Source organism: Rhizobium fabae, assembly GCF_003985135.1.
In the GTDB taxonomy this organism is placed as follows: Bacteria; Pseudomonadota; Alphaproteobacteria; order Rhizobiales; family Rhizobiaceae; genus Rhizobium; species Rhizobium pisi.
This window is the reverse complement of the sequence record NZ_ML133649.1, coordinates 369,980-396,957: the sequence shown is the minus strand read 5'-3', so window position 1 is coordinate 396,957 and position 26,978 is coordinate 369,980. Positions and strand designations below refer to the sequence as shown.

The window sequence follows — 26,978 nt, the reverse complement described above, 5'->3', positions numbered from 1 at the left end:
ATGCTAACCAATGATCGATGATCTCGAAGGCATTTCAGTCTTTCTTGCGGTGGCGGAAGCGCGCAACTTCCGGCTCGCCGGCGAGCGGCTCGGCGTCACCCGCTCCGCCGTCAGCCAGGCCCTGCAGCGCCTGGAGGATCGGGTCGGCGTCGCCCTGGTCCAGCGCACAACGCGCAGCGTCAGCCTGACCGAAGCCGGCGAAGTCTTCTTCGAGGCGGTTCGGCCATCGGTCCGCCAGGTCAAGGATGCGATGCAGACGGTCAGGGAAATGCAGGCGCGTCCGAGCGGCCTCTTGAGGATCACCGTCTCCTCGATCGCCGAGAGTTTCCTGTCCGGCACCTTGCTGGCCGGCTTCATCGAAGCTTGCCCCGACGTCAAACTCGATATCGTGATTACCGATGAGGAATTCGATATCGTCGAGGCTGGTTTCGATGCTGGTGTCCGGCTCGGCGAGGTGATCGAGCAGGACATGATCGCAATTTCCGTCTCCGAAAAGCAGCGGCAATGCCCGGTCGCATCTCCCGCTTATCTCGAGCGCTGCGGCCATCCCCGCCATCCCCGCGACCTGCAGAACCATGCCTGCATCGGCTGGCGCCCGCGCCCCGATACGGCGCCCTATCGCTGGGAGTTCACCGAAAACCACCGCGACTTCGATTTCGCCGTCGACCCGGCCGTCACGACCAACGATATGGGAATGATGATCCGCTTGGCTTGCGCGGGAGCCGGCATCACCTTCGGCATGGTGGAAACCTTCCAACCCTATTTCGATCGCGGCGAACTCGTGCCGTTGCTCGAAGATTTCTGCCCGCCATTTCCGGGTTTCTACCTCTACTATCCCAGACGGCAAAGGCAGCCGCTGAAGCTGCGCGCGCTGGTCGATTATGTGCGCCGGGCAGGGAGGCGGTAGTCTCATTTGCGCGCGCGGCGCTGTAATCTTGCTTAAAAGCCTATTTCCGGCTATATTACTGGAAATAATCGGAGGTCATTATGGTAAGTTCACAGAAGCGCGCTATCCAAAATTATCGATCTCGCCTTGGCGAGCGTGGCTTGGCGCGCTTCGAAGTGCTCGCCAAGGACACCGATCGCGATCTCATCCGATCGCTCGCCAGACGCCTCTCAGAGGATACACCTGAGGCTTCAGAGCTTCGTGCAGCGGTAAGCAAGTCGATCGGCGGCGACCCGCCGAAGCTTGGAGGGATTCTCGCCGCATTGCGTCGTTCGCCGCTGGTGGACGCCGAACTCGATCTCTCCCGGCCCCGTGAAGAGGGGCGTAAGGTCGACCTGTGACGCGCTTTCTTTTGGACACCAACATCATCAGCAATGTTATCAAACCGCAGCCATCGGAATCGCTTCTGGCATGGATGTCGACACAACGCGACGAGGACTTGTTCATCGCCTCACTGACCGTTGCGGAGATACGTCGCGGAATTTTGGAAAAGCCGCGTGGCAAGAAGCGAGACGCGCTCGACAAATGGTTTTCCGGGCGTGACGGGCTCCAGGCGCTGTTTGCGGGCCGCATTCTATCGTTCGACGGCAAGGCAGGCCTGATCTGGGCGCGACTGATGGCGGAAGGGAAGGCGGCCGGCAAGCCGCGCAGCGGACTCGACATGATCATCGCCGCTGTCGCCAGTGCGAACGAATGCGTGGTGGTGACGGATAATGAAAGGGACTTTGCCGGACTTCAGATCGTCAATCCGATCCGCGGAGCGGCCTAGGAGTCGGTAGATCGCGCTGATTGATACGCCCCAGCGCCATCTTTTTCGCTACCCGGTTATAGCTCCGTCGCGCTCATATTGAGCGCGGACGCTTCTTCGCGTCAAACGACATCCGGATCCGGCCTAGGGGCCCGGCAATTCTCGTCTACTCTGCGCTCCTCATTCCCACTCGATCGTACCAGGCGGCTTCGACGTAACGTCGTAGACCACACGGTTGATCCCGCGAACCTCGTTGATGATGCGGGTCGCGGCGCGGCCGAGGAATTCCATGTCGTAGTGGTAGAAGTCCGCCGTCATGCCGTCGACTGAAGTCACGGCGCGCAGTGCGCAGACGAATTCATAGGTGCGTCCGTCGCCCATGACGCCGACGGTCTGGACGGGAAGCAGCACGGCGAAAGCCTGCCAGATGGCGTCGTAGAGGCCGGCCTTGCGGATTTCGTCGAGATAGATCGCATCGGCTTCGCGCAGGATTTCCAGCTTTTCGCGGGTGATGCCGCCGGGGCAGCGGATCGCAAGGCCGGGGCCGGGGAAGGGGTGGCGGCCGATGAAGCTGTCGGGAAGGCCGAGTTCGCGGCCGAGCGCGCGCACCTCGTCCTTGAAGAGCTCGCGCAGCGGTTCGACGAGCTGCATCTTCATGCGTTCCGGCAGGCCGCCGACATTGTGATGCGATTTGATGGTGACGGAAGGGCCGCCGGTGAAGGAGACGCTCTCGATCACGTCGGGATAGAGCGTGCCCTGGCCGAGGAAATCGGCGCCGCCGAGTTTCTTTGCCTCTTCCTCGAAGGTTTCGATGAAGAGACGACCGATGATCTTGCGCTTGGTCTCAGGGTCGCTGACGCCTTCGAGCTCGCCGATGAAGCGGTCGGATGCATCGACATGCAAGAGATGCAGATTGTAGTGCTCGCGGAACATGGCGACGACGCCGGCCGCCTCGTCCTTGCGCATCAGCCCGTGGTCGACGAGGATGCAGGTCAGCTGGTCGCCGACGGCCTCGTGGATCAGCAGCGCCGCGACGGAACTGTCGACGCCGCCCGAAAGTGCGCAGATGACGCGCTTGTCGCCCACCTGCTCGCGGATCTGTTCGACCGCCTTCTGGCGGTAGGCCGACATCGACCAGTCGCCCTTGATGCCGGCGATATTGTGGATGAAGTTGCCGATCAGCTTGGCGCCGTCGGGCGTATGCACGACCTCGGGATGGAACTGCACGCCGTAATATTTGCGCTTCTCGTCGGCGATGAAGGCGAAGGGCGCGTTGGAGGAGGTGGCGATCACCTCGAACCCTTCAGGCAGCGCCGTGACGCGGTCGCCGTGGCTCATCCAGACCTGATGGCGCGAACCGGAGGACCAGAGGCCCTCGAACAGCTGGCAATCCTTGTCCACATCGAGGAAGGCCCGGCCGAATTCGCGGTGATGGCCGCTCTCGACCTTGCCGCCGAGCTGCATGCACATCGTCTGCTGGCCGTAACAGATGCCGAAGACCGGCAGGCCGCTGTCGAAGATGATCTGGGGCGCTCGCGGCGACCCCTCGTCCACCGTGGAAGCCGGGCTGCCGGACAGGATCACGGCCTTCGGCTGCAGGCGCTTGAAGCCTTCTTCGGCCGATTGGAAGGGAACGATCTCGCAATAGACGCCGGCCTCGCGCACGCGCCGTGCGATGAGCTGGGTCACCTGGCTGCCGAAATCGACGATGAGAACGGAGTCGGGATGTGCTGTCTGGGTCATGGCGAGGCTTTAAAGAAAAGCGCTTCGCCTTGCAATCCGGGAAATCGGCGGCATCGGCTTTTTATTGTTCCGATTGTCCCCGCACGTCTGGCAAGATGCGCGGGGCTGTCAGGTTCAGAACCAGAAAACCCCGTCTTCCAGCGCCGTGAACAGACTGTCGACACCGTAGGAGAGCTTGCGGTCGACGATGTGCAGATATTCGGTCCAGCCCGAAATATGCTGCAGCTCGACCACGCCGTCGGAAATGCCGCGCAGCCCGATCAGCGGCAGCTTGTAGCCCTGGCAGGCGCGCAGCACCGCATAGGTCTCCATGTCGACCATATCAGCGTCGATATTGGTGTAGGCGGCGCCGGAGATGACGTTGCCGCCGGTGGAAAGGCTGGCTTCCGGGATGCCGGGAATGCGCAGCGGCAGTTCAAGCGTCGCAGGCAGGTCGAGGAAAGGTGTCAGGCCTTTTTCGAAGCCGAGCGGCGAGGCATCCATGTCGCGATAGGAAACCGAGGTCACTTGATAGATTTCGGTCTGTTCCAGTTTGGCGGAGCCGGCCGAGCCGAGGGAAACGACGAGATCCGGCAGGTCGTCTGCTGCATCGAGCCGCGCCAAGGCCTTGGTCAGAGCGACCGCTGCCTCGACCGGGCCGACGCCCGTCATCAAAGGCTCGATGCGCGAACGCAGGAAGGGCCCGTATTCGGCCTCCGCCGCCATCACGAAAAGGATGGATTTCCCCGCGACCGATTTCAGTTCGAACTTCATCCAGTAATTCCCTCTCTACCGCGGATGACCATCATCGTTCCCGTCATGGAGGCGATGAGTTTCGCCGGCCCGTCGCTGATCGCATAGCCTCGCCCGTCGGCGACGATGATGGTGGAGCCGGGTTTGGTGATTTCCCCGCGGAATAGGAAACGATCGCCACGCCCCGGCGACATGAGATTGACCTTGAATTCGATCGTCAGGATCGAGGCTTCGGGGTCGATGACACTGTAGGCTGCAAAACCGCAGGCCGAATCGAGCGCGGCGGAAATGATACCCGCATGCAGGATGCCGTGCTGCTGTGTCAGTTTGACGTCGAAGGGAAGTTCGATCTCGACGACGCCGTGCTCGACGCGCGTCAGTTCGGCGCCGATCGTCTGCATCGCCGCCTGGCGCGCAAAATTGCGGCGGATTCGCGCGCGGAAATCGCCCCTGTCAGTCTCACTCATGGCTGCCCCTCTTGAAGCGGCGAAAGTGGCATGGCGCGCCGGATTCGACAAGCTGGACATTGCCGAAATCGCCTGCGACGATAGTGGAAAGATCGGGCCGTGCTCGGCCGGCCTGTCGCGGTCCGTGCAAAGGTGATTGTGGGCTCGCGCCTTGCGCGTATTCTGCTCAACGGGTCTCGACATGATGGAGCATCAGCGGCATGACGACGATATCGCAATCGGTCCTGGAATATGAGAACTGGCTCGCCGACCAGCTCGGCGATGATCTCGTCAAGGAGGATCTGCGCAAGAAGCACGAGAAGATGCGAAGCGACGATTTCGTCTTCCTGCGCGCCACCTATTGGCGTTGGTCCGAGACCATCCTTGATATCTGCCCGGATCTCAGCGGCGCGCCCGAGGTGCTGGCAATCGGCGATACGCATCTGGAGAATTTCGGCACCTGGCGCGATGTCGAAGGCCGGCTCGTCTGGGGCGCCAATGATTTCGACGATGCGGCGGTGATGCCCTATGCGCTCGATCTCGTTCGCCTGGCGGCAAGCGCCATCCTGGCGCGCGGCGATGATGGTCCCCCGGTCCGAATGATCTGTGAACTGATTCTGGGCGGCTATCGCAGGGGCCTTGAAAATCCGCTCCCCGTCATCCTCGAGCGCGACTACAAGTGGCTGCGCAAGGCGTTGGTCCTGCCGAATCCCGAGCGCCGCGAATTCTGGGAGAAATACGAAACGCTGCCTCCAGGCAAGAAGCCGGCGCCATCAGCCTATATCAAGGCACTGGCCGGCGCATTGCCGCCAGGGTCCGGCTCCTTCGTAGCAAAGCCGCGCACCGCCGGCACAGGCAGCCTCGGCCGGCCGCGTTTCGTCGCCTATGCCGAATGGCAGGGGGGGCCGGTGCTGCGGGAGGCGAAGGCGCTGGTGCCGTCCGCCTGGTCGCTTTGCCACAGGCCGCAGGATGTGGCCATCCATGCGGGCAAAATCGCCGCGGGGCGGGCGCGATCGGCCGATCCCCACTACAGCGTCTCAGGCCGCATCCTCCTTCGCCGGCTCTCTCCGAACAGCCGCAAAATCGAGATCGACAAGCACCCGGAAATCTTGCTTGCGCCGACGATGCTCGAGCTGATGGGCTTCGAAATCGCCAATTGCCATTCCGACGATCCGGAGGCGGTTGCGGCTATCCTGGAGGATCTGCGGGTGCGCGGAAGCGAATGGCTGCATGAGTCGGCAAGGGCGGCGGCAGCGAGCATCAGTGCCGAGCAGAAGGCCTATTCACGCGCCGGCTGAGAAATGCGCACGATATGCTGATCCCAGGCGACATCGCTGCGGGTCGACAGAAAATCGCCGTCATAGGAGGAGACGGCAAAGCCGTCTCTTGCCGGCGCGATGCCCGCAGCATCCGGAACTGTTGTCTCGGCCAGCACCTTGCCCGTCCTTGCATCGATGGTCACCGAGGCGCCGCCCTTCGGCGAGGTGACGCCGACGAGGCCATCGCGGCGATTGACGGCGATCGCTCCGACGTAATTGGCAAGTCTGCGCGTCGTCTCCTCCGGCAGGTCGACGAAGGAAAGATCCTCGCCCTTGGCGAAATGCCCAACAAGCGGCGGCAGATCCCTGCGGTGGCCTTCATACTGGCAGGCGAACCAGATGCGGCCGTTCCCGTCGAGATCGACATGTCGGGTGGAGAGTTCCGACCATTCGGCGGGCAGCACATGTTTTTCGATCAGCGCGCCGGTTGCCGCATCGATCAGAACAAGCGACGGCTGCATCGCTCCGAGATTGAGCTTGGTGCGGCCGAAATCCGGATGTGTCTCGATGCCGCCATTGGCGACGATCAGGAGGCGTCCGTCATCGGACACCGTCATATCGTGCGGACCGATGCCGTATGTCTCGAATTCGCCGATGCGCCTGAAGCGGTCGCTGGCGTCGTAGAGACCGATCATGCCGCGATTGCCGTCGAAGTCGTTCTCGCTGGCATACAGGATGCGGCCATCGGGCGAGAAGGCGCCGTGACCGTAGAAATGCCGGTCCTCCCGGGAGCTGATGACGATCGGTTCGCCCTTGTTCCGGGGATCGAAGATCATCGCATAGGTGCCGGGCCTGCGCGCGAAGGCGACCGTCTTGCCGCTGGCGGCGCTGAAAGCCATGCCGTGCGCCCGCGCGGGAAGGGCGACCTGATCGACGATCTCGCCGCGCTCCGTCACGGTCGCGACGGCAAAGGAGCCGTCCGCTGCGCGAATGCCCGAAGCATAGACCGCATCGGCCCGTTCGAGCGCCATCAGCGACTTTGGCGCCAAGGCCGCAAGGAAGCCGAGCCCCGCCGCCTTGACGAAGCTGCGTCGGTCGATCGCGGCACTTTGCATCATTGTTTCAGTCTCCGTCCGAAAAGGAAAAGCCGGCCGAAAGGCCGATGGCTGCGCCATATTCGTCGCTGATCTTGGTGATCAGGTCGCGGCTCTCGGCAAGAAGCGTATCGAGCTTGGCCTTCTCCGCATCGCTGGTTGCGACGTCGATGTCGGGGTTGAGCTTCGGCACGCTGTCGAGCAGCGATTTGAATTCCTCGTCGATCAAGGCGGCGACCGCCTGTTTGTCCGCCGGCAAAAGCTCGGCCATGCCGGCCTTCTGCCAGAGCGTGCGCAGGCCTTCGAGATTGGCGGCCATCGACTTCCAGGTGTTTTTCGAACGCCAGTAGATCGCCATGCGTGGGCGCGGCGGAGTGTCCTTGCCCTTGTAGAACTGTTCCAGCCGCTGGTCGCGGATATTCTCCGTGCCGTGGACGAGAATGCCGAGCAGCGCGGTGACGGCTTCCTTGTTGTCCATGAAATCGTTGCTCTGCGAGCCCGGATGTTTCCAGCTCGCCTGTATGCCGTCGGGCTTTTCCCAGGCGGCGACGACTTCGCCGGCCTCACGCTGGATATTGCCGGCGACGGCCTGGCCGTAAAGGCAGCGGAAGCCGCCCTTCTGCTTGATCAGATCGTCCGAACCATTGCCGTAAAGCACATATTCCAGCGCGGTCAGGCCCTGCAGCGCCACGCTCTTGCCGGCGATCGCATCGACCGTCGCATCCTTGGGATCGGCCTTGGCGATCAGCGCCTGTACCTGCTTGAGGCCAACGCCCTTGCGGTCGGGATAGAACAGGATGTGCTCGAAGAGATTGTCCTGGATGACGGGGCCGGTTTGGACGATCTCGATGATCGACCAGTAGCGGATCGTATCGTCGAAAGCGGATTTCGCCTTGTCGAGCGTCTGTTGTGTGCCGCCGTCACAAAGATCCTTCATCGCCGTCGTCAGCCGGGCGGCCGATTGTTGCATGTTGCGATAGCCGGGACGGATCACCTCGTCGACAGCGCGCTGCATGACGGCGGGAACGGCATCCTCGTTCAGCCCTGCCGGAGGAGCGGCGGTCTGGGCGGTCGCCGACGTGGCGAAGCCGATCAGAGTGAGGCAGAGCAAAGGGTGCCAAAGGCGCATCAAAGTGACTCCAGGAATGTAATCAGGGCCTCCCTGTCGTCTTTGGACAGGGAGGAGAAAGCGTTGCGGGCCTTTTCAGCTTCGCCGCCATGCCAGAGGATCGCTTCGGTGAGATCACGCGCACGGCCGTCATGCAGGAAAAAGCTGTGTCCGCTGACTGTCCGGGTCAGTCCTATACCCCATAGCGGCGGCGTGCGCCATTCACGTCCGCTTGCGAGGCCGACCTGTTGGCCGTCGGCGAGACCGTCGCCCATGTCGTGCAGAAGGAAGTCGGAATAAGGCCAGATCAGCTGGAAGGACTGCGCCTTGTCCGGCGTATCCCGGCGGGTGACGAATTTCGGCACATGGCAGGAAATGCAGCCGGTTTCGTAGAAGATCCGCTTGCCCCGCAGCGTTTCGGGGAAGCTCGCCTTGCGCCGCGCCGGAACGGCGAGATTTTCGGAATAGAAGGTCACGAGGTCAAGGATGGGCCCCGGCGCTTCTTCCGCGCCCAGCCGCTTCTGCACGCCGGTCGGCATATCGAGGCATTTTTCTTCCGCCTTGGTGCAGTCGCCCTGCGCATTCGGCTGATCGGGCGTCGAGATGCCGATATCGTTGGCGAAGGCGTCGGCGCTCTGGTCGCGCACCGTGGCGTTCTGCGTCTTCCAGCCGAAGCGCCCGAGCGCGATCTTTCCGCTGCGATGGTCGCGCACGATTGCCGCCTTGCCGGAGATGCCGTCGCCGTCGGCATCGTCGGGATCGGCATGGGCAAGGATATCGGCTTCCGGAATGGCCTCGATCAGCCCAAGACCGATCATGGCGGAGGCAACGCGGGGTGAAATCGTGGTGGCGGGATCGAGCGGACCGTAGGCGGGGTTCTCAACCGTATAGCTCGGCCGGCGCAGCGACACCGTCTCGCCGTCGCCGAGTGTCACCGGTTCCTCGCTGTAGCTGATAGCCATCTTTCCTTCGGCGGCAAGGCCGGGAACGGCGAGGTCCTGCAGCTGGTGTCCGTAGACCGGATCGGGGAAATTGACGACATCCGCCTGTGCTATCGCCTTTTCCTCCTCCGCTGTCTTGGCCGCGCGCGCCAGCCGCAGCAGCATCGAAGTGGCGCTCGGCCCCCCTTCCGGCGGCTTGCCACGGCCGTCATTGACATGACAGCTCATGCAGGAGCGGGCGTTGAAGAGCGGCCCTAGGCCGTCAGAGGCCCGCGTCGAAGACGGAGCGGAAACCCAGAGCTTGCGGAAGAGCGCGTTGCCGAGCCTGAATTGCTGCTCCTCTTCGAAGGGGATATTGGCCGAAATATGCGAAAAGCTGTCCTCGGTGACTGGATTGATCGAGGTCGCCGCACCCGCCTGCATCGCTTCGTATTGTTCAGCTTTGGAAAAATCCGCCGTCGGCCGCGTCACGTCGGCGACGCGTTTGAGATCGGCCTCGGAAAGATCCGCGCGTTTCGTCGGCAGATCGAAACCGGCGGCGATTGCTGCCGAAAAACCGGCAAGCATGGCGCAGAGCGCTGCGCTGGCGATCAATCGGCGAACCGGGGTATGCGACATTTCAGGGGTTCGGGCCGCTCCGGTGGGAGCGGCCCGCCTTTGTGCTTATTTGAAGACGGCGTTAGGATTATCCAAGCTGTCGGAACCTTCAAGCTGAACCGTGCCGAGATCGAGTGCGGCAATAACGCGCTGGATCGATTTCGTCTGGTCGATCAGCCCGTCGATGGCGGCCTGGACGATGGCGTTGCCTTCCTTGTTGCCCTCGGCGATCATCTGGTCGTACTTCTCGACCGTCTCGCCGCGCTTTGCCATGGCATTCATCGCATCGAGCGTCTTGTTGAGCTTGCCTTCCATCTCGGCATCGAGTGCCTTGTCCTTGGCAGCAACAAGATCGTGCAGCGACGGGCCGGCGAGCTTGGTGCCGTCGACGCGGGTATAGTCGCCCGTGTAGGCGGCGGCGATGCCGATCGCGTCGTTGAGATGCGAGTTGTAGGTATTGTCCGAGAAGCAGTCATGCTCTTCTTCCGGATCGTGCAGCAAAAGGCCGAGCTTCATGCGCTCACCAGCAAGCTCGCCGTAGGAGAGCGAACCCATGCCCGTCAGGATCGCGACGAGGCCGGCTTTCGGATCGGCTTCGACGTTCTTTGTCGCAGCGCCGTCCGGCTTCCAGTTGTCGGTCATTTCCTGCAGATCGGAAACGAGCAGGGTGGACGCGGACTTCAGATATTCGGCGCGACGATCGCAATTGCCGTGCGTGCAATTCTTGAGGTCGTAATCGGTTGCCGGGCGGTTGCCTGCGCCAGGCCCCGTGCCGTTCAGATCCTGTCCCCAGAGCAGGAATTCGATGGCGTGGTAGCCTGTCGCGACATTGGCCTCGATGCCGCCAGCTTCGGCAAGCGTGCCGGAGAGGAATTCCGGCGTCAGCTTGGAGGCGTCGACATCCTTGCCGTCGATCTTGATCGTCTTGTTGGCGATGACATTCGCCACATAGAGAGAATTTTCGTCGCTCTCGGTGCCGTAGGAGGAGTCGACGTAGTCGATCAGGCCTTCATCGAGAGGCCATGAATTGATCTTGCCTTCCCAGTCGTCGACGATCGGATTGCCGAAGCGATAGACTTCCGTCTGCTGGTAGGGGACGCGCGCCTTGATCCAGGCGTCCCTGGCGGCTTTCAGCGTCTCATCGGTCGGCGCTTTCAGGAAGGCATCGATGGCGGCGTCGAGCGCCTTGGCCGTCGTCAGCGAGTCCTCGTATTTGGCGTGCGCCACGTCGGCATAGTGTTTCACCACGGCGGCAGCATCGGTCTCGGCATGCGCGGGAAGGGCGAGCAGGGCTGCGGGGGCGATCGCCAGCACGGCCGCGCGGAATGTGTTGAGCTTCATGATCCTCTCCTGTGACGGATTTTCCGTCTAATCGGGCCTCGTCTCTTCGCCCAAAAGCAAACTGGTGTCAAATACTCTAGTTTGGAATAATTTTAAGATCGGACAGGGCATTGCAAACCAGCCTCTTTGAAGGGCATCTGTTTGAAAAGATGGCAGCAAGCGCGCCGCACTTGGCGCTCAGCGTCACCACTGCGCGGCATCACTATCCCGCGTCAGCCCTTGCGCTGCATGCGGCAGAAGAAGAAGCCGTCCGTATCGGTGGAGGCGGGCGTCAGCGTCACCGTCAGGCCGTCGGAAGAATGCGGACGCGGGGCGTCCTTGCCGAACAGGCCATCCCAGGCGGGCAGGGCGTTGACGATCTCGAAGTCGGGATTGTCGGCCGTGAAGCGGCGCACCTGTTCCTCGTTTTCTTGGGGCAGCACCGAACAGGTGACGTAGATCAGCTCGCCGCCTGATTTGACGAAGCCGCTTGCCTGTGCCAGCGCGTCTTGCTGCTGGGCGGTACGCTCGTCGAGATTCTTCGCCGTCAACCGCCATTTCGTATCGGGGCGGCGGCGCCACGTGCCGGTGCCGGTGCAGGGCGCGTCGACCAGTACCTTGTCGCAGCGTCCGGCAAGGCCGGAGAGCCCCTTGGCGTCGTCATGGACCTGGACATTGCGGGTGCCCGCCCGCTTCAGCCGCTCGATGATCGGCGCCAGCCGCTTGCGGTCGGCATCATAGGCGTGAACCTGGCCCTTATTGTGCATGGCCGCCGCCATGGCGAGCGTCTTGCCGCCGCCGCCGGCGCAATAGTCGAGGATCTGTTCGCCATCCCGCGCGAGCACCAGGTCGGCGACGATCTGCGACCCCTCGTCCTGAACCTCGAACCAGCCTTTCTGGAACGAAAGCTCGGCTGTCACGTTGGGGAGACGCGAGGCGCCTTCGCCGGCGGCAATCCGGATGCCGTAGCGGGCGATCTTCGCGGCATGCGCGCCGGCTCTTTCGAGCGCCTTGACGGCCTTGTCGCGGGAGGCCTTCAGGATGTTGGCGCGCAGATCGAGCGTCGGGCGGGCGGCAAGCGCTTGTGCCTCGGCGAGCCACTCGGCACCGAAGGCCTGTTCGAAGGAGGGTTGGACCCATACGGGAATATCGCCGCGGATATGCAGCGGGGCATCGTCGAGCGAGCGGCTTTCGAAGGCCGAGGCGGCATCGGCCGAAAGCGGCGGCGGCGCGAACTTGTCATCCGCCAGTTCGGCGGCAAGGCTCTCGGGTGTGAAACCCCATTGGCGGAACATGACGGCGTGGGCAACGGCGGCAGCACTGTCGTCATCCATCAGCCAGGCATGGGAAAGACGCATGCGCAATGCGTCATAAACGATGTTGCCGATCGCGGCGCGATCGCCGGAGCCGGCAAAGCGATGCGCAAGGCCCCAGTCCTTCAGCGCGTCGGCGACGGGCCGCTTGCGGGCATCGATGTCCGCGAGCACAGAAATCGCCCCTTCGAGGCGGCCGCCCAGACGCATTCACATGTCTCCTGTTGCCATGGCATGTGAACGATCGCGCGATTGGTCGCGGGCGGAGTGTTCACAAGTCTCAACCGCGTGGTAACCGCGATTGACGGCAAGAGCAAGCGCCGTAGAGGCGCGGGCCGGATGTAAGAGGCGCGTGGCCTCAGCTGATGACCTGGTAGCAGACCTTCGCCGTGCCGGAGCTTACCATGCCGATATTCTGCGCGGCGGCACGCGACAGATCGAGCACGCGGCCGCGGATGAACGGACCGCGATCGTTGATGCGAACGACGACGGTGCGGCCATTGTGGCTGTTGGTGACCTTCACCTTGGTGCCGAATGCGAGCGAACGATGTGCGGCAGTCAAGACGGCAGGGTTCATACGTTCCCCGGAAGCAGTTTTGGAGCGAAGTGCGTACCATGAAGCACCGCCACAGCCATTTGCAGCAAAACCTTCCGCCGGAAGCAAGGAAGAACAGGCTGCAATAGTTGCGGCAGCGATAATAGAACGGCTTATTTTCTTCAAAACGGAGTGTCCCTCAACTATTGAACTCATGCCCTTGCAGGCGGCGGGGCTTAAATCCGTCGAAAAATGGCAAAAAAGTGCCACGGTCGATCACGGAATGTTACATTATGTAATACTCGTGATATCGTTGATTAAATATAGGAAATCGGCGCCGATGGCAGGACGTGGAAAAAACGTAATAGAATCAGCTAAAATTCGAATGAATTTTCCGAACGAATGGTAAACATCTCGGGCGTCACAAATATCACGAAATTTTTTTGCGGAACTTGCCATATTTGCTGCCACATTTCAGCAAATTCAGAGGCCGTTAACTATATTCGAGGCGAAAATCGCTCGCATAAGCCGGAAAAGTAGGAATTTCCTACTCTTTTATGTGGGGGTCGATGGCTTCTCGCCTTCAGCCGCGCCAGCGTTCGTCCCGCCACAATTGGGCAAGCGACATCAGATAGTCAGGGAAGGAGAATTTGAAGCCGGCGGCTTTGAGTTTCGCATTCGAAACCCGCTTGTTCTCGCCGTAGAAGGAGCGCGCCATCGGTGTCAGCTCGGCAGTTTCGAAGGCCTGTTCCAGCGGCGGCTCGACGTCCATCAGGCGCGCCGCCTCCACGATCACATCCTGCGGCGGGCCGGGTCGGTCGTCGGTGACATTATAGATGCCGCCAAGGCGATGCTCCGACAGGAAGCGTGTCGCCGCGCCGATATCCTCGACGCGGATGCGGTTGAACACCTGGTCCTTCTTGATCAGGCGACGTGCCGTGCCCTTTTCCAGATTGCAGAAGGCATTGCGCCCAGGCCCGTAAATGCCGGAAAGGCGGAGTACCGCGGCCGGCACGCCGCGCTTTTCTCCCATTGCCAGCCAGCCGTCCTCGGCCTCGAGCCGTTCCTTCGACCGTCCGGAAACGGGCACGCAGGGCGTTTCCTCAGTGACCCATGTGCCCTTATGGTCGCCGTAGACGCCGACGGTCGAGAGGTAACCGATCCATTCGAGCCTGGGCAGCAGGGCTGCGCCGTCTTCGCCGAGCAACCGCAGCAGCGGGTCGGCCTTTCCCGGTGCGATCGATTGCACGAGATGGGTGACGTCAGCCAAAGCCTCGCGCAACCTGTTTTCCAAGGTCTCGCCGTCGAAAAGGAATGCCTCGATGCCGTCACGGCTCAGCGTTTCCATCTTCTCTGCCGAGCGCGTCGTGCCGGAAACGCGCACGCCGTCGTCGGTGAAGGCCTTTGCGATCGCCGTTCCGGAAAAACCGCAGCCAAAGATCATCACATGCATCAGCCCACTCCCGCCAGCCGCCATTCGTTCAACACGCCGTCATCGCGCTCATCGGCCCTTTGTGCGGCAAAGGCCACGAATTCGCCAGCCTCCATCAGCCGCGAAAGCGCCCACACCGCCATGCCGCGCACCACGGGCGAGGGGTCGGCGGCGAGCAGCCGACATTGCGCGATCAATTCCGGCATGCCGGAATTGCCGGCGGCGATCAGCAAATTGCGGATAAAACGGTCGCGGCCGATCCGCTTGACCGGCGAGCCGCTGAAAAAGGCGCGGAAGGCGGCATCGTCAAGTGTCAGCAGAAAGGCGATCGACGGTTCCTTCAGGTCTTCCCGCGCCTTCAGCTTCATCTCCGAGGCGGAGCTTGCGAACTTGTTCCAGGGGCAGACGGCAAGACAGTCGTCGCAGCCATAGATGCGATTGCCGATCAACGGCCGCAGGTCGGGATCGATCGGCCCTTTGTGCTCGATGGTGAGATAGGAGATGCAGCGTCGCGCATCGATCTGATAGGGCGCGGGGAAGGCGGCCGTCGGGCAAATGTCGAGGCAGGCGCGGCAGGAGCCGCAATGATCCGTCTCCGGCGCGTCGACGGCAAGATCGGCCGTGGTGAACATGCTCCCGAGAAACAGCCACGAGCCGTGCAGGCGGCTGACGAGATTGGTGTGTTTTCCCTGCCAGCCGAGGCCGGCTGCCACGGCCAGAGGCTTTTCCATGACGGGTGCAGTATCGACGAAGACTTTCACGTCGGCGCTCGCGCGCGCCGCAAAGCGTGTGGCGATCTCCTTCAGCCGGCCTTTGATGACGTCATGATAGTCGCGGTTGCGGGCATAGACCGAGATCGCGGCTTTGTCGGGCTTGTCGAGAATGCCGCGCGGATCTTCCTCCGGGGCGTAATTGAGGCCGAAGACGACGACGGATTTCACGTCGCTCCAGAGCGTGCGAGGATCTCCGCGCCTGTCGCGCGTCTCCGCCATCCACTCCATCGTCCCGTGGCGGCCGGCATCGATAAACTCGCCGAGCCGTTGCCCTGCCTCAGGGATCGCATCGGCGCGCGTAATGCGGCAGAGATCGAAGCCGTGAGCGGCGGATTCTGCCTTTACGAAGGCGGACAAATTGTCGCGGCGCTTGCTCTCTTTGTCATTCGGTTCGGGCATGAAGAGCCCTCGTCAGAAATCCAGATCGGCGTAATGGGAAACCGGCGTCAGGCCGCGCACGCGCTCGGTCAGCATCGGCCGGAAGGAGGGGCGCGATTTCAGCCGCTGGTACCAGTCCTTGACGACAGGCGCATCCGCCCATTCGATCTCCCCGAGGTAATCGAGGATCGAGATCGAGGCGGCGGCGGCAAGGTCGGCATAGCTCATCCGCTCGCCTGCCAGCCACTGCCGTGAGCCGGCAAGCCAGGTGAGGTAGCGCATATGCTGGCGGATATTCGCGCGGGCCGTGCGCAAAATCTTCGAATCCGGTGCTCCACCGCCCTGATCGGCAGTCATCTGCAACTTATAGACACGCTCGCGGGCAAGCGGCTTCGTCACGTCGTTTTCCATCTTCTGCATGAACCATTCGGTCAACCGGCGGATTTCCGCCCGCTGGAAAGGGTCCTCTGCAAGCAGCCGCCGGTCGCGCTTCAGGACGCCATGCGTCTCGTCCAGATATTCGGAAATGACGCTCGCGCCGCAGAGCGCGCGCATGCTGTCGTCGACATAGACCGGCAACGTGCCGGCGGGATTGAGCGCCAGGAAATCCCGGCGTTTCTCCCATGTCTGCTCTTCGATCATGTCCGCGTGGTAGCCGTATTCCGCCAGGATCAGCCGGACGAAGCGAGATGCGGATGACATGGGATGATGATAAAGGGTGGGCATCGATACTCGGGCTTTGTGATTGCTGTTACAGGACTGTGTGGCAGCTCAGTTATAGCGCCCTAGTCATGACTCATTGGTTGAAGCTATAGGAGCTTGGCCGGGCCAACACAAGCGAATCGGGTCTCACACCATCTGACAGGGACGAAACACGCTTCTTGCGCACGAGGATAAACGCAGCGCCTGATCGGCTCAAGCGCTGTTCAAATCCGACCGACTTTTAAACCGGAGACAATTTATGGACTATATAAATGCTGCAATCCTCGGTGTCGTCGAGGGGATTACCGAGTTTCTGCCGATCTCGAGCACCGGCCACCTTATCATTGTCGAGCAATGGCTCGGACACCGGTCGGACATGTTCAACATCGTCATTCAGGCCGGCGCCATCCTTGCCGTCACCATCATTTACTGGCGTCGCCTGCTGGATCTGGTGCTTGGCTGGCGCGAGCCTCAGAATCGAGATTATGCCGCCAAGCTGATCGTCGCATTTCTTATCACCGCAATTCTGGGTCTTATCGTCAAGAAGCTCGGCTTCGAACTTCCGGAGACCGCGACGCCGATCGCCTGGGCGCTCATCATCGGCGGTATCTGGATGATCTTCGCCGAATGGGCTGCCGCCCGCAGGCCGCCGCATAAGGAGATCACCTGGCTCGTCGCCATCCTGGTCGGCATCGCCCAGATCGTCGCCGGCATCTTCCCGGGAACCTCGCGGTCCGGCGCCACGATTTTCGTTGCCATGCTGGCGGGCACCGGCAACCGCGCAGCGGCGACCGAATTCGCCTTTCTCGTCGGGATACCGACCATGTATGCCGCAAGCGGCTATGAATTGCTGAAGACCTTCAAGGACGGCGGAGCGGCAGGCGAAGACTGGACCGCGCTCGGTATCGCCTTCGTCGTTTCCACCGTGGTCGCTTTCATTGCGGTCAAATGGCTGCTCGCCTACATCAGAAGCAACCGGTTCACCCTGTTTGCCATTTACCGCATCATTCTCGGTGTCCTGCTGCTCGGTATGGCCGCAACCGGCTTGATCGCCTGAGACATCCCCGCCACATTGCATTCGCGCAACTCCCGGCGCGAATGCAATTGTCCGGCCGGACGCCGCGCACAGACACGCGATGAGCGGCAAGCCGATTTTCAGATAGGCATATTTGAGAAAATACGCATCGCCGTTTTTCAAGCAGGCTGAGCGTTGATGAAGCACCTTGTTTCAGGTGTTTCTAAAGACTGTTCGTCTCAGGCAAAACGCCGGCGCAGACGGCCGGCCTTTTTTCAGTGGCTGATCGAAGCCGTCGAGCAAGGATCGACGCCGTAGGCCGGCGAGCAATCGCCCTTCACCGCCGCGACCGAGCCGGGCGCAACGAAGGAGCCTGCAAGGATAACCAGCGCCGCACACGCAAATAAAAGCGCGATTGACTTGCCCATCGAGAAATGCCTTTCACAGTGATTGCCGCACGCTATCGCAGGCGTTGAGTCCAGCCGAAGACGCGCGGGTTTGGTAGTCAGTGGAATGGCAAATAGCAATAAACGTTCCTGCTAAATTTGGCGTTAATTCCACAAAATTTCCGATGCGTCTTTTATGCAACGCCGCCTCAAGGTGGGGGCAGAAAATCATGCCGAACTTGCGCCGGCGTTGCGTGATGCCACACGAAAAAAAACGCCGCCCGCGTTTCCGCGAGCGGCGTGTTTCGTTGTCTGAAATTTGGTCACGCAGCCTTTCCGGTACCGGTATACTGGCCGTGCGGGCGATAATGCACGAGGTAGGAGCCGAGCACCGATGCCGGCATTGTGGGCGTGATGCCGAGGCCCTGCAGCGTGCGGCCTTCCGCCTCGGCTTCCCTGGAAACGATATTGTCGTGCTTGAGCAGGCGCACCTGGTCCGGCGTGATCGGGGGCGTGATGAAGGGGATCATCGAGGCGATGCTGCCGATCAGCGAAGCGATGCCGAAGGGCAGGGACACCAGCGGGTTCTTGCGGCTCGTCACCTTCAGCATCGTCTCGAGACATTCGCGGAAGCTCAGCACTTCAGGCCCGCCAAGCTCGTAGACCTTGCCGACGGCGACTTTGCCATCGACGGCACGGCCGACGGCCTCGGCAATATCCTCGACATAGACAGGCTGGAATTTCGTCTTGCCGCCGCCGACCAGGGGCAGGACCGGCGACATGCGCGCCATGTCGGCGAACTTGTTGAAGAAGCTGTCTTCCGGTCCGAAGACGATCGATGGGCGGAAGATCACCGCATCGGGCTTGATGGAGAAGATGGCGGTTTCGGCGCGGCCCTTGGTGCGACCATAGTCCGAAGCGGATTTGGGGTCGGCGCCGATCGCCGAAATATGGACGAGCCCTGCGCCGGCGTTGCGTGCCGCCTCGGCGACCGCGCGGCCGCCAAATTCCTGCACGGCGTCGAAGGTGTTGCGGCCGGTTTCGTGCAAAATACCGACGCAGTTGACGACGTAGCTTGCACCCTCGACGGCGCGGTCGATCGAATTGCGGTAGCGCAGGTTCGCCTGCACGAAGGAGATCTGGCCGACATTGCCGAGCGGCTGCAGGAAGCCTGCGAGATCGGGACGGCGCACGGCGACGCGGATGCTATAGCCGCGCTTGGCAAGGGCGCGAACCACGTGCCTGCCCACGAAGCCCGACCCTCCGAACACGGTGACGAGCGGCGGCAGGTTGGCAAGGGTCATGGCAGGCTCCTCGAAAGGCTTTGGGGGATGCTGTATCGGCACTCGTCTTAGCCCAATCACGGCGCGACGGGAAGGCCCATCGCGCCGTCAGTTTTGTCGGACGTGAGACCGTTCAGGCGCCTTCGACGACGACCATTTCCGCATCCGCCACTTCCTGACGGATTTTAGCGGCGATCTGGTATTCCGGCGAATTGTAGCAGTCGACGGCGTGCTGCATCGAAGGAAATTCGATCACGACGTTGCGGGCGCGCGCCTTGCCCTCGAGCTGGGTGAAGGCGCCGCCGCGAGCCAGGAAATTAGCGCCGTATTTTTCGAAGGCCGGCTTGGCCGCCGCCACGTAATCCTTGTAGCGTTCGGCATCGTGAACGTCGACGCGGGCGATCCAGTATCCCTTGGCCATGCTCTTCTCCCTGTTGAATTCTTGTCAGCGGTTTGCCGGCCAGAGCGCCGTCACCATCTCGTTGAGGACCGCGCGGGCGGCATCCCGCGGCTCGGGCGCCTTGACGATCGGCCGGGCAACGACGAGATGCGTTGCTCCCGCCTTCAGCGCGTCGAAAGGGGTCATCACCCGCTTCTGGTCGCCCTTGTCACTGCCGGCCGGACGAATGCCGGGCGTGACGATCGCCATGTCGGGTCCGATGATGTCGCGCACCTCGGCCGCTTCGGCCGCCGAGCAGACGATGCCGCCCATGCCGGCAGCGCGCGCCTGTTCGGCGCGGCGCAGCACCAGGCTGTGCGGATCTTGGCTATAGCCGGCGTCGATGAGGTCGTCGGCATCCATCGAGGTGAGCACGGTGACGCCGAGCAGGCAGAGACCGGAGCCGGCCGCCGCCGCGACCGCCGCCTTCATCGCCTTCGGATAGGCATGCAGCGTCAGCATCGACATGCCCATCTTGGCGATGTTCTCGACACCCGATGCAACGGTATTGTCGATGTCGAGCAGCTTCATGTCGAGAAAGATTTTCTTGCCGCTTGCGGCAAGATCGCGGGCGAATTCCAGCCCGCCAGCAAAGACCAGCTGATAGCCGATTTTATAGAAGAGAATGTCGTCGCCGAGCGTGGAAACCAGTCTTTCCGCTTCGCCGATCGTTGGAACATCCAGGCCGACGATCAACCGCTCGCGTGCGTCCATCTCAAGTCACCCCTGCCAGTCTTCGATGGGTGTCCAGTCGCACGATAGACGGCGATCCGCAAGGCCGAAGGCATAAAGATTGCCGCCGCCGCCAGGCTGGTCGCGGTCGCGGGTGATCGGCCCGCTCGCCAGATGGCATTTGAGCAGCGTACCGACGCCGCCATGGCCGACGAAAGCGATCGGCGCTGCCGGATCATGCGTGGCAAGAACTGTGTTGACGGCCTCGACGATACGGCGTTGCGCGTCGATGGCGCGCTCCCAGCCCCTGAAGCTTTCCTCCGGATGGGCAAAGAACCAGTTGGCGGCCTCCTCGAACTGCGGCGGCGGCAGGAAGCCGGTGGCCGAGCGGTCGTTTTCATGCATGCCGTGCACGATCTCGATCGCCACGCCGGAAGCGTCCGCCAGGATTTCGGCCGTTTCGATCGCTTTCGTCTCGTCGCTGGAGACGATACGCCGCAACTGCCTGGCCCAGCCGCTCTCGGCCGCCTTGCGGGCGCGTACCGCGCCGATATCGGAAAGCCCCCATTTCGGCACGGGCACGTTGGCGTCGATCTTGACCTGCGGATGGGTGATATAGAGCCCGAACATCTCAACCGCGCCTGTAGATCCAGAGCTGCGCCGGCGGAATGTTGCGCATGACGAAGTCGTAGTGCTGAATATGGTAGCGATCGGGATTGGCGGCGATCGGTGAGATCGCGCCATAGGAGATCTGCATCACCGGCCGGCCGGCCGGCAGACGATCGAGCAGGCTTTCGAGCAGCGAGACGCGCTTCGCCATCGGGAAATTCAAAAGCGGAATGCCCGAGACGACAGAATCGAACATGAGATCGCTGAAGCTGCCAAGAGTAGTCTGAAGATCGAAGGCATCGCCGTTGATGAAATGGACGCCGGGATAGGTCCGCTTGAGATGTTCGTGGAAATCCGTCGAATATTCGATCGCGACGAGATTTTCCGGCCGAACACCGCGGCCGAGGATCGCCTTGGTGATGGCGCCCGTACCCGGTCCGAGTTCGAGCACCGGCAGCCCGGAATGGAGGTCGATGACGCTTGCCATGCGCTTGGCGGTGATCGAGGAGGTCGGTACGATGGAGCCCACCGTCTTCGGCCCCTGCATCATACCCCTGAAGAAGCGGATCTCGTCGTCGAACCTCTTGCCCAGACGTTCCTTTACCTTGACACGTAAGCTCATTCTCCACCCATCCGCATATTGACCGAATGTCTTAATATGCGCGTTGTCGCTCCCGGGACAAGGTTTTTCGCAATAAGAACATCGACATCAACAGCTCATGCAGCCGCGGGCGGAACGCGGCCTGAGATCGCGGTCGATGGGCGTGTGCGGTTTTTTCGCTGAAAAATGGAAAGCAGGAGCATTCGCTCCCGCTAGACTCGCATCGGCATCAGTACGTAGAGCGCATCGTCGCCGGCGGTGTCGCGGATCAGTGTGGGCGAACCGGCATCGGCAAGCAGGAAGATCGCTTCTTCGCCGGAAAGCTGCGCCGTGATGTCGAGCAGGTATTTGGCGTTGAAGCCGATTTCCATTGAATCAGTGTCGTAGCCGACGGCGACTTCTTCCGTCGCGCTGCCGGAATCGGGATTGTTGACGGTCAGCATCAACTGGCCCTCGGAAAGCGCCAGCTTCACGGCGCGGCCGCGCTCGGAGGAGATTGTAGAGACGCGGTCGACGGCCTGGGCGAAAGTCGTGCAGTCGACGCGCATTTCCTTGTCGTTGCCTGTGGGGATGACGCGCTGGTAATCGGGGAAAGTGCCGTCGATCAGCTTGGAAGTCAGGACGATCGAGCCGATCGTCATGCGGATCTTGGCGTCGGAAACCTCGAGGGTGACAGTCGCTTCCGGATTGTCGACCAGCTTCTGCAACTCCCCGACCGTCTTGCGCGGAATGATGATGCCGGGCATGCCTTCGGAGCCGGAGGGCGCATCGACATCGGCGCGCGCCAGACGGTGGCCGTCGGTGGCGACCGCTCTGAGTTTCAGGTCGCCCTTGCTCTCGATCGTATGGAAGAAGATGCCGTTCAGATAATAACGCGTCTCTTCGGTCGAGATCGCAAACTGCGTTCGGTCGATCAGCATCTTCAGATCGGTCGCCTTCAGCTTGAAGGAATGCGTGAAGGTGCCGGCGGTCAGATCAGGGAAGTCCGATTCCGGCAGGCACTGCAGCGAGAATTTCGAGCGGCCGGACTGCACGGTCATCGAGCCGCCGTCGGTGCTGGTGGCAAGCAGCACTTCCGAACCGTCGGGCAGCTTGCGCACGATATCGTAGAGAAGATGGGCAGGAACAGTGGTGGCGCCGGCCTGCTCGACGCTGGCAGGCGTCGCCTCGGTGATTTCGAGGTCGAGGTCGGTGGCCTTCATGTCGAGGTTCTGGCCGTCGGCCTTGAGCAGTACGTTGGACAGGATCGGGATCGTGTTACGACGTTCGACCACGCGGTGGACGTGGTTCAGCGATTTCAACAGGTTTGACCGCTCAATAGTAATACGCATGGGATGCTACCGCTTTCGACCGTGACTATCCGGGCGCATCGAGCACCCGAAGAATGCGTTCCCGACCCTGAGATCGGAGGAGTGGACGGGCAAAATGGCAGACTTCAGCATTGGATTGCAAGAGGCATGGATGGCCGAGTGTCCGCATTTGCGGTTTTCCGGAGCAATCCTCACAGAAATCCGAACCCTTGCCGAAGCAGCATCGCTCGCCCATAAAGGCCGATGAACCGGCGAGGCGCCGGCGGGACGAAAGCAAATGGCATGAATGAGGAAACGACAGCGGAAACCGCCGGCCGGCGAAGCTTTCGCCTGCACAATGCAACGATACCGGCACGGCCGCTCGAGCCGGCGCTCTATCTTGTCGCAACCCCCATCGGCAATCTCGGCGACATCACGCTGCGTGCGCTCGAAACGCTCGCCGGCGCCGACGTGCTCGCCTGCGAGGATACGCGCGTCACCCGTGTCCTGCTCGATCGCTACGGCATCCAGAATCGCCCGTTTTCCTATCACGAATACAATGCCGACGAAGCCGGTCCGCGGCTGATACAGGCGCTGGAGGCAGGCCGGTCGGTGGCGCTGGTTTCCGATGCCGGTACGCCGCTTGTCTCAGATCCGGGCTATCGTCTGGCGCAGCAGGCGATCGTGGCGGGTTATCGCGTCGTTCCCATTCCCGGCGCCTCGGCGCCGCTCGCAGCCCTGGTCGGATCCGGCCTGCCGAATGATGCCTTTCTTTTCGCCGGCTTCCTGCCGGTCAAGGACAAGGCCCGCCGCGACCGTCTCGGTGAAATGGCCGCCGCGCCCGCGACGCTGATCTTCTTTGAATCGCCGCATCGCATCGGCGCAACACTTCTCGCCGCGGCCGATGTGCTCGGGGCCACGCGCCAGGCTTCCGTCTGCCGTGAGCTGACCAAGACCTATGAGGAATTCCGCCGCGGCACACTGGCGGAGCTTGCCGCGCATTATCAGCAAGTGGAAAACGTCAAGGGCGAGATCGTCCTCGTCGTCGGTCCGCCGGAGCCGGTGGAGACTGATGAGGCCGATGTCGAAGCCGTGCTGGCCGATCTGTCGAAATCAATGCCGACGGCCAAGGCAGCAACGGAGGCAGCCCGCCTTACAGGCCTGCCACGCAAAGTGCTCTATCAGCGTCTGCTGGAGATGAAGGGCGCCGATGGGCGATAGCGATCTTACAGCCGTCAGGAGAAAGGCGCAGCGCCGGGGTCGCATATCGGAATATGTCGCGGCCGTCTTCCTGATGCTGAAGGGCTATCGCATCCTGGCGCTGCGTCACCGCACCCGGCTCGGCGAGATCGATATCGTTGCCCGCAAAGGCGATCTTGCTGTCTTCGTCGAGGTCAAGGCCCGCCATGGCGAGGCTGCGGCCGTTGATGCCGTGTCCGCCATGGCACAGAAGCGGATACGGGCGGCAGCGATCTGTGGCTCGCCCGCCAGGCGGATCGGGCACGCCTTTCCCAGCGCTACGATATCGTGGCGATCATGCCCGGCCGTTTGCCGCGGCATTTTCCGGATGCCTTCTGATATATTTGCGATCTGGCCCGTTTCGGATCGTTAAGATTTTAGTTCCGGCTTGAACGAGCTCCTTACGACTCTCTGTTATCCACCGGCTTGGTAGGGATAGAAATTGGGGGTTGTTTCATGGCCTGGAAGCTGATGCTTGCAAGCGCGGTCGCCATGGCTGCGCGCTCTGTGCCTTATGTCGCGCTGAAGCCGGCCGGAAAATCCTTCGTCGCGCATGCAAGCGACCGCCTACCGCTCAAATCCACGCCCATCAATCCGGATTGGATCATCAGCGGCAATCCGCAGGCGCGCACTGCCGAACATTCGCGCGGTCATGACGAGGCATCGCTGACGGCGATCTGGGATTGCACGGCTGGCGAATTTCGCTGGTACTTCGGCTGGGACGAGACGGTGATGATCCTCGAAGGCGAGGTGCATATTACCGCCGAGGACGGCACGAAACGAACCCTCGGCGTCGGTGACGTCGCCTTTTTCGCCGGCGGAACCTGGGCGAGCTGGCGGGTCGACAACTACGTCCGCAAGGTTGCTTTCCTGCGCAAGCCTTTCCCCAAGCCCTTGGCGATCGCCTATCGTCTCCGAAACATGCTGCGCAACGGCGGCAACCAGGGCATCGCCGCCTGAAAATTGCCGCCGATATCGATCGTCATCTGCTAATCGGGCTGGGGCGGAGCGGTTGTTTCCCCCGTTAAAAACTCGCAGGCGAACAGGATTGGCTTGTCGAGTTCGGGCGCAGTCTGCTTGTTCAACAGGATCGCCACTGCAGCCGCGGCCATCTCCTCAATCGGCTGCTTTACCGTCGCCAGGCGTGGCGTTGTCATGCTTGCAAGCGGGATACCATCGAAGCCGACGATGGAAAGGGCCGCGGGGATGGGGATTCCCAGATCATGCGCCGCCCGCATGCAGCCGATCGCCTGCTGGTCCGAACTTGCAAATATCGCCGTCGGCCGCTCGCTGCGCGCCCGCGCCAGAAGATAATTTCCCGCGGAGCGGCCGCTCTCGTAATCGAAAGCCGCCTCGGCAATCAGCGGCGCTTCCGCCGCTCGGGTGCCGCCGTCCGTCTGCTCCATGGCGTCGAGGTAGCCCCTCAGGCGATCATTGGCGGGGACGGAGTGTTTGGGCCCCGAAATGAAGCCGATGCGGCGATGGCCGAGCTTCAGAAGATGCTCGACGCCAAGACGAACGCCGCGGCGGTGATCGGCGGCAATGCCGGAATATCCCGGCATAAGGCGGTCGACGACGACGATCGGCAATCCTTTCGGCAGCTTCAGTGTATGGAAATCGTTGCTGGGAACGAGAATGATGCCGTCCACCTTCCGGCTTGTCAGCTGTCTGATTCGGTCAGCCTCCTTGGCCGCATGATCGAAGGAAGTCATGACGATGATGTTGCAGCCGTGATTTGCCGCCGCCTGTTCCGCGGATTGGACCAGTTCCGCAAAGAACGGATTGGTCAGATCGGGAATGACAATGCCTATGAGGCGGCTGACTTTGCTGCGCATGCTTCTCGCGGAGGGATCCGGCATATAGCCGAGTTCCGTGATGATCCCGCCGACGCGCGCCCTCAATTCCTTCGTCACGGAGGGATGATCGTTCAGAACCCTTGAAACGGTTCCTGTGGAAACTCCCGCAAGCTTGGCAACGTCTCTAATTCCGACCTTCGACATAACAGAAACATATGCCCTTCATTTTTGCCTTCGGAAGACACCCTAGGGGGGGTGCCTTGTCCAAGCTCCAGCTAACGGCCTCCGCAGCCCTAGTCAAAGGGTCGCATTCAATTTGGCCGCCGGTCTTTCATAGCATGAGCACGGCAGGAGGCTCAATGGAAACGGTTCATCGAGCATCTTTTCCGTACATGCCGGATATGGCGATTTCGGCGGCGGTTTGGCGCTTCATCGCCAGCTTGACAATTTTTGAAGGCGTGCTACCCAGATGGTGTTGGAAACGGTTCATTGCCGAGGGCAACTCAGATGAAACTGAGCCCAGAGCCGTTCGGGAGGAAAAAATGTCCAATTCTATGAAGCATGAATCCGTCTTGATCAGCGCGCCGCGTCGCGCGGCACTGAAGCTCGGGCTTGCCGGCACTTTGGTGCTTGCGCTCTCCTGCGGCGTGTCGCCCGCCTTTGCAGCCAGCAAGCCGAAGGTCGGCCTTATCATGAAGTCTCTGTCCAATGAGTTCTTCAAGCAGATGAAGGCGGGTGCCGACAAATATGCGGCCGAAAACAAGGACAAGTTCGACTTCAAGGCCGTCGGCATGAAGGATGAACGTGACTTCGCTTCGCAGGTCGATGCTGTCGAAAACTTCGTGACGCAGAAATACGATATCATCGTCGTAGCACCCGCCGATTCCAAGGCGATGGCAACGCCTCTGGCAAAGGCTGTGAAGGCCGGCGTCAAGGTCATCAATATCGACGTGCCGCTCGATGCCGATGCGAAGAAGAAGGCCGGGATCGATCTCGCTTTCTTCGGTCCTGATAATAAGGAAGGTGCGAAGCTTGCGGGCGATGCGCTGGCCAAGGATCTCGGACCTGGCGCCAAGGTCGTCATCCTCGAGGGCAACCCCGAGGCTGACAACGCCAAGGAGCGCAAGGAAGGCTTCGTGGATTCCGTCAAGGCAGGCAAGCTTGAGCTTCTCGACAGCAAGACCGCCCATTGGGAGACGGAAGAAGCCAATACCGTCATGACGAACTTCCTGACGAAGTATAAGGATATTCAGGGCGTTATGGCCGCCAACGACTCTATGGCCCTCGGCGTCGTCAAGGCTCTCGATGCGGCCGGCCAGGCCGGCAAGATCAAGGTTGTCGGCTTCGACAACATCCCGCCGGTGCAGCCGCTGATCAAGGACGGCAAGATGCTGGCGACAGTCGAGCAGTATGGCGCGCAGATGGCGGTCATGGGCATCGACTATGGCATGCGCGAACTGGCCGGCGAAAAATTCACCGGCTGGGTCAAGACCGACGTCAAGCTCGTCACGAAAGCCGACCTCAAGTAGTCGATATTGCCGACAGCAAGGCAAAGGAGGCGCCGGCCATGGGCCGGCGCCAA

At 61.6% G+C, this 26,978-nt stretch carries 29 protein-coding genes and 1 pseudogene; 10 read left to right on the top strand and 20 right to left on the bottom strand.

Going from position 1 to position 26,978, the window contains the following annotated elements:
• Positions 1 to 10 precede the first annotated feature (10 nt).
• The 3 genes from EFB14_RS13210 to EFB14_RS13200 all read left to right on the top strand — a co-directional run bounded on the left by EFB14_RS13210 (position 11) and on the right by EFB14_RS13200 (position 1,715).
• Complete coding sequence (locus EFB14_RS13210) at positions 11 to 907, top strand: LysR family transcriptional regulator (protein ID WP_126825837.1); 897 nt, start codon at positions 11 to 13, stop codon at positions 905 to 907.
• 80 nt (positions 908 to 987) lie between these two features.
• The gene (locus tag EFB14_RS13205; protein WP_125841785.1) at positions 988 to 1,287 is read left to right on the top strand and encodes a hypothetical protein; all 300 of its coding nucleotides are present in this window, start codon (positions 988 to 990) and stop codon (positions 1,285 to 1,287) included.
• Positions 1,284 to 1,715, top strand: coding sequence for a type II toxin-antitoxin system VapC family toxin (locus EFB14_RS13200; protein WP_126825834.1), 432 nt, complete (start codon positions 1,284 to 1,286; stop codon positions 1,713 to 1,715). Before EFB14_RS13205 ends, EFB14_RS13200 begins: the two co-directional genes overlap by 4 nt.
• A gap of 159 nt (positions 1,716 to 1,874) precedes the next feature.
• Here the strand turns inward: EFB14_RS13200 and guaA are convergent, their stop codons facing one another.
• From guaA to EFB14_RS13185, 3 genes are all read right to left on the bottom strand, one after another.
• The gene (gene guaA / locus EFB14_RS13195; RefSeq protein ID WP_125841789.1) at positions 1,875 to 3,437 is read right to left on the bottom strand and encodes a glutamine-hydrolyzing GMP synthase; all 1,563 of its coding nucleotides are present in this window, start codon (positions 3,435 to 3,437) and stop codon (positions 1,875 to 1,877) included.
• A 114-nt stretch (positions 3,438 to 3,551) separates the two neighbouring features.
• Complete coding sequence (locus tag EFB14_RS13190) at positions 3,552 to 4,190, bottom strand: 5'-methylthioadenosine/S-adenosylhomocysteine nucleosidase (RefSeq protein WP_125841791.1); 639 nt, start codon at positions 4,188 to 4,190, stop codon at positions 3,552 to 3,554.
• Complete coding sequence (locus EFB14_RS13185) at positions 4,187 to 4,636, bottom strand: PaaI family thioesterase (RefSeq protein ID WP_003583690.1); 450 nt, start codon at positions 4,634 to 4,636, stop codon at positions 4,187 to 4,189. The genes EFB14_RS13190 and EFB14_RS13185 overlap by 4 nt, the downstream gene beginning before the upstream one ends.
• A gap of 200 nt (positions 4,637 to 4,836) precedes the next feature.
• Here EFB14_RS13185 and EFB14_RS13180 point away from each other — a divergent pair, with 200 nt between their 5' ends.
• Positions 4,837 to 5,913, top strand: coding sequence for a DUF2252 family protein (locus EFB14_RS13180; protein ID WP_126825831.1), 1,077 nt, complete (start codon positions 4,837 to 4,839; stop codon positions 5,911 to 5,913).
• Here EFB14_RS13180 and EFB14_RS13175 read toward each other — a convergent pair.
• The 6 genes from EFB14_RS13175 to EFB14_RS13150 form a co-directional block, all read right to left on the bottom strand.
• A complete protein-coding gene (locus EFB14_RS13175; protein WP_125841795.1) occupies positions 5,895 to 6,992 on the bottom strand; it encodes a DUF1513 domain-containing protein in 1,098 nt (365 codons plus the stop codon). The genes EFB14_RS13180 and EFB14_RS13175 overlap by 19 nt on opposite strands.
• Before the next feature lie 4 nt (positions 6,993 to 6,996).
• Positions 6,997 to 8,097 (bottom strand): imelysin family protein, encoded by a 1,101-nt coding sequence (locus tag EFB14_RS13170; RefSeq protein ID WP_125841797.1) that lies wholly within the window; start codon positions 8,095 to 8,097, stop codon positions 6,997 to 6,999.
• Entirely contained in the window at positions 8,097 to 9,635 is a 1,539-nt protein-coding gene (locus EFB14_RS13165; RefSeq protein ID WP_126825828.1) for a di-heme oxidoreductase family protein, read from the bottom strand. Before EFB14_RS13165 ends, EFB14_RS13170 begins: the two co-directional genes overlap by 1 nt.
• Positions 9,636 to 9,680: 45 nt before the next feature.
• A complete protein-coding gene (locus tag EFB14_RS13160; RefSeq protein WP_125841801.1) occupies positions 9,681 to 10,955 on the bottom strand; it encodes an imelysin family protein in 1,275 nt (424 codons plus the stop codon).
• A 212-nt stretch (positions 10,956 to 11,167) separates the two neighbouring features.
• On the bottom strand, positions 11,168 to 12,457 hold the full coding sequence (locus EFB14_RS13155; RefSeq protein WP_126825824.1) for an RsmB/NOP family class I SAM-dependent RNA methyltransferase: 1,290 nt from the start codon (positions 12,455 to 12,457) through the stop codon (positions 11,168 to 11,170).
• 148 nt (positions 12,458 to 12,605) lie between these two features.
• A complete protein-coding gene (locus tag EFB14_RS13150; protein ID WP_245438239.1) occupies positions 12,606 to 12,911 on the bottom strand; it encodes a septal ring lytic transglycosylase RlpA family protein in 306 nt (101 codons plus the stop codon).
• Between EFB14_RS13150 and EFB14_RS33410 the strand changes: the two genes are divergently transcribed.
• Complete coding sequence (locus EFB14_RS33410; RefSeq protein ID WP_245438242.1) at positions 12,844 to 13,191, top strand: hypothetical protein; 348 nt, start codon at positions 12,844 to 12,846, stop codon at positions 13,189 to 13,191. The two genes, EFB14_RS13150 and EFB14_RS33410, sit on opposite strands and share 68 nt — an antisense overlap.
• A gap of 174 nt (positions 13,192 to 13,365) precedes the next feature.
• Here EFB14_RS33410 and EFB14_RS13145 read toward each other — a convergent pair whose 3' ends face one another.
• From EFB14_RS13145 to EFB14_RS13135, 3 genes are read right to left on the bottom strand one after another with little or no spacing between them, the layout of a single operon-like run.
• A complete protein-coding gene (locus EFB14_RS13145; RefSeq protein ID WP_125841805.1) occupies positions 13,366 to 14,235 on the bottom strand; it encodes an SDR family oxidoreductase in 870 nt (289 codons plus the stop codon).
• Positions 14,235 to 15,386, bottom strand: a complete 1,152-nt coding sequence (gene queG / locus EFB14_RS13140; RefSeq protein ID WP_125841807.1) for a tRNA epoxyqueuosine(34) reductase QueG — start codon at positions 15,384 to 15,386, stop codon at positions 14,235 to 14,237. The genes EFB14_RS13145 and queG overlap by 1 nt, the downstream gene beginning before the upstream one ends.
• Before the next feature lie 12 nt (positions 15,387 to 15,398).
• A complete protein-coding gene (locus tag EFB14_RS13135; RefSeq protein ID WP_125841809.1) occupies positions 15,399 to 16,091 on the bottom strand; it encodes a glutathione S-transferase family protein in 693 nt (230 codons plus the stop codon).
• Positions 16,092 to 16,326: 235 nt separating this feature from the next.
• On the opposite strand from EFB14_RS13135, the gene EFB14_RS13130 reads away from it, so the two are divergent.
• Complete coding sequence (locus tag EFB14_RS13130) at positions 16,327 to 17,124, top strand: undecaprenyl-diphosphate phosphatase (RefSeq protein ID WP_125841811.1); 798 nt, start codon at positions 16,327 to 16,329, stop codon at positions 17,122 to 17,124.
• A gap of 233 nt (positions 17,125 to 17,357) precedes the next feature.
• On the opposite strand, the gene EFB14_RS32875 is transcribed toward EFB14_RS13130, so the two are convergent.
• The 7 genes from EFB14_RS32875 to dnaN form a co-directional block, all read right to left on the bottom strand.
• Positions 17,358 to 17,510, bottom strand: a complete 153-nt coding sequence (locus EFB14_RS32875; RefSeq protein ID WP_008524876.1) for a hypothetical protein — start codon at positions 17,508 to 17,510, stop codon at positions 17,358 to 17,360.
• A 281-nt stretch (positions 17,511 to 17,791) separates the two neighbouring features.
• A complete protein-coding gene (locus EFB14_RS13125) occupies positions 17,792 to 18,772 on the bottom strand; it encodes a complex I NDUFA9 subunit family protein (protein ID WP_125841813.1) in 981 nt (326 codons plus the stop codon).
• Between the two features lie 112 nt (positions 18,773 to 18,884).
• Positions 18,885 to 19,172, bottom strand: coding sequence for a DUF1330 domain-containing protein (locus tag EFB14_RS13120; protein WP_126825821.1), 288 nt, complete (start codon positions 19,170 to 19,172; stop codon positions 18,885 to 18,887).
• Between the two features lie 24 nt (positions 19,173 to 19,196).
• Positions 19,197 to 19,904, bottom strand: coding sequence for an orotidine-5'-phosphate decarboxylase (gene pyrF / locus EFB14_RS13115; protein ID WP_125841817.1), 708 nt, complete (start codon positions 19,902 to 19,904; stop codon positions 19,197 to 19,199).
• A 6-nt stretch (positions 19,905 to 19,910) separates the two neighbouring features.
• Positions 19,911 to 20,492, bottom strand: coding sequence for a histidine phosphatase family protein (locus EFB14_RS13110; protein WP_126825818.1), 582 nt, complete (start codon positions 20,490 to 20,492; stop codon positions 19,911 to 19,913).
• Between the two features lies 1 nt (position 20,493).
• Complete coding sequence (gene pmtA, locus EFB14_RS13105) at positions 20,494 to 21,093, bottom strand: phospholipid N-methyltransferase PmtA (RefSeq protein ID WP_125841821.1); 600 nt, start codon at positions 21,091 to 21,093, stop codon at positions 20,494 to 20,496.
• 191 nt (positions 21,094 to 21,284) lie between these two features.
• A complete protein-coding gene (gene dnaN / locus EFB14_RS13100; protein ID WP_125841872.1) occupies positions 21,285 to 22,403 on the bottom strand; it encodes a DNA polymerase III subunit beta in 1,119 nt (372 codons plus the stop codon).
• A gap of 261 nt (positions 22,404 to 22,664) precedes the next feature.
• Between dnaN and rsmI the strand changes: the two genes are divergently transcribed.
• From rsmI to EFB14_RS13080, 3 genes and pseudogenes are all read left to right on the top strand, one after another.
• Positions 22,665 to 23,582, top strand: a complete 918-nt coding sequence (gene rsmI, locus EFB14_RS13090; RefSeq protein WP_125841876.1) for a 16S rRNA (cytidine(1402)-2'-O)-methyltransferase — start codon at positions 22,665 to 22,667, stop codon at positions 23,580 to 23,582.
• A pseudogene (locus tag EFB14_RS13085) lies at positions 23,572 to 23,939 on the top strand (YraN family protein). Before rsmI ends, EFB14_RS13085 begins: the two are co-directional and overlap by 11 nt.
• Before the next feature lie 117 nt (positions 23,940 to 24,056).
• Positions 24,057 to 24,560: a cupin domain-containing protein gene (locus tag EFB14_RS13080; protein ID WP_125841879.1), complete on the top strand. Its 504-nt coding sequence runs from the start codon at positions 24,057 to 24,059 to the stop codon at positions 24,558 to 24,560.
• Between the two features lie 29 nt (positions 24,561 to 24,589).
• Here EFB14_RS13080 and EFB14_RS13075 read toward each other — a convergent pair whose 3' ends face one another.
• Entirely contained in the window at positions 24,590 to 25,600 is a 1,011-nt protein-coding gene (locus EFB14_RS13075; RefSeq protein ID WP_125841881.1) for a LacI family DNA-binding transcriptional regulator, read from the bottom strand.
• A 338-nt stretch (positions 25,601 to 25,938) separates the two neighbouring features.
• Here EFB14_RS13075 and EFB14_RS13070 point away from each other — a divergent pair, with 338 nt between their 5' ends.
• Entirely contained in the window at positions 25,939 to 26,925 is a 987-nt protein-coding gene (locus EFB14_RS13070; protein ID WP_125841883.1) for a sugar ABC transporter substrate-binding protein, read from the top strand.
• The last annotated feature ends 53 nt before the right edge of the window (positions 26,926 to 26,978 follow it).

Coding starts and splice junctions, on each gene's coding strand:
- EFB14_RS13170 (WP_125841797.1), bottom strand. CDS start 8,097: ATGCGCCTTTGGCACCCTTTGCTCTGCCTCACTCTGATCGGCTTCGCC.
- EFB14_RS13125 (WP_125841813.1), bottom strand. CDS start 18,772: ATGACCCTTGCCAACCTGCCGCCGCTCGTCACCGTGTTCGGAGGGTCG.
- EFB14_RS13135 (WP_125841809.1), bottom strand. CDS start 16,091: ATGCCCACCCTTTATCATCATCCCATGTCATCCGCATCTCGCTTCGTC.
- EFB14_RS13070 (WP_125841883.1), top strand. CDS start 25,939: ATGTCCAATTCTATGAAGCATGAATCCGTCTTGATCAGCGCGCCGCGT.
- pmtA (WP_125841821.1), bottom strand. CDS start 21,093: ATGAGCTTACGTGTCAAGGTAAAGGAACGTCTGGGCAAGAGGTTCGAC.
- queG (WP_125841807.1), bottom strand. CDS start 15,386: ATGCCCGAACCGAATGACAAAGAGAGCAAGCGCCGCGACAATTTGTCC.
- EFB14_RS13165 (WP_126825828.1), bottom strand. CDS start 9,635: ATGTCGCATACCCCGGTTCGCCGATTGATCGCCAGCGCAGCGCTCTGC.
- EFB14_RS13160 (WP_125841801.1), bottom strand. CDS start 10,955: ATGAAGCTCAACACATTCCGCGCGGCCGTGCTGGCGATCGCCCCCGCA.
- EFB14_RS13110 (WP_126825818.1), bottom strand. CDS start 20,492: ATGTTCGGGCTCTATATCACCCATCCGCAGGTCAAGATCGACGCCAAC.
- EFB14_RS13120 (WP_126825821.1), bottom strand. CDS start 19,172: ATGGCCAAGGGATACTGGATCGCCCGCGTCGACGTTCACGATGCCGAA.
- EFB14_RS13155 (WP_126825824.1), bottom strand. CDS start 12,457: ATGCGTCTGGGCGGCCGCCTCGAAGGGGCGATTTCTGTGCTCGCGGAC.
- EFB14_RS13210 (WP_126825837.1), top strand. CDS start 11: ATGATCGATGATCTCGAAGGCATTTCAGTCTTTCTTGCGGTGGCGGAA.
- EFB14_RS13080 (WP_125841879.1), top strand. CDS start 24,057: ATGGCCTGGAAGCTGATGCTTGCAAGCGCGGTCGCCATGGCTGCGCGC.
- dnaN (WP_125841872.1), bottom strand. CDS start 22,403: ATGCGTATTACTATTGAGCGGTCAAACCTGTTGAAATCGCTGAACCAC.
- EFB14_RS13175 (WP_125841795.1), bottom strand. CDS start 6,992: ATGATGCAAAGTGCCGCGATCGACCGACGCAGCTTCGTCAAGGCGGCG.
- EFB14_RS13185 (WP_003583690.1), bottom strand. CDS start 4,636: ATGAGTGAGACTGACAGGGGCGATTTCCGCGCGCGAATCCGCCGCAAT.
- rsmI (WP_125841876.1), top strand. CDS start 22,665: ATGAATGAGGAAACGACAGCGGAAACCGCCGGCCGGCGAAGCTTTCGC.
- pyrF (WP_125841817.1), bottom strand. CDS start 19,904: ATGGACGCACGCGAGCGGTTGATCGTCGGCCTGGATGTTCCAACGATC.
- EFB14_RS13145 (WP_125841805.1), bottom strand. CDS start 14,235: ATGCATGTGATGATCTTTGGCTGCGGTTTTTCCGGAACGGCGATCGCA.
- EFB14_RS13075 (WP_125841881.1), bottom strand. CDS start 25,600: ATGTCGAAGGTCGGAATTAGAGACGTTGCCAAGCTTGCGGGAGTTTCC.
- EFB14_RS32875 (WP_008524876.1), bottom strand. CDS start 17,510: ATGGGCAAGTCAATCGCGCTTTTATTTGCGTGTGCGGCGCTGGTTATC.
- guaA (WP_125841789.1), bottom strand. CDS start 3,437: ATGACCCAGACAGCACATCCCGACTCCGTTCTCATCGTCGATTTCGGC.
- EFB14_RS13180 (WP_126825831.1), top strand. CDS start 4,837: ATGACGACGATATCGCAATCGGTCCTGGAATATGAGAACTGGCTCGCC.
- EFB14_RS13130 (WP_125841811.1), top strand. CDS start 16,327: ATGGACTATATAAATGCTGCAATCCTCGGTGTCGTCGAGGGGATTACC.
- EFB14_RS13205 (WP_125841785.1), top strand. CDS start 988: ATGGTAAGTTCACAGAAGCGCGCTATCCAAAATTATCGATCTCGCCTT.
- EFB14_RS13190 (WP_125841791.1), bottom strand. CDS start 4,190: ATGAAGTTCGAACTGAAATCGGTCGCGGGGAAATCCATCCTTTTCGTG.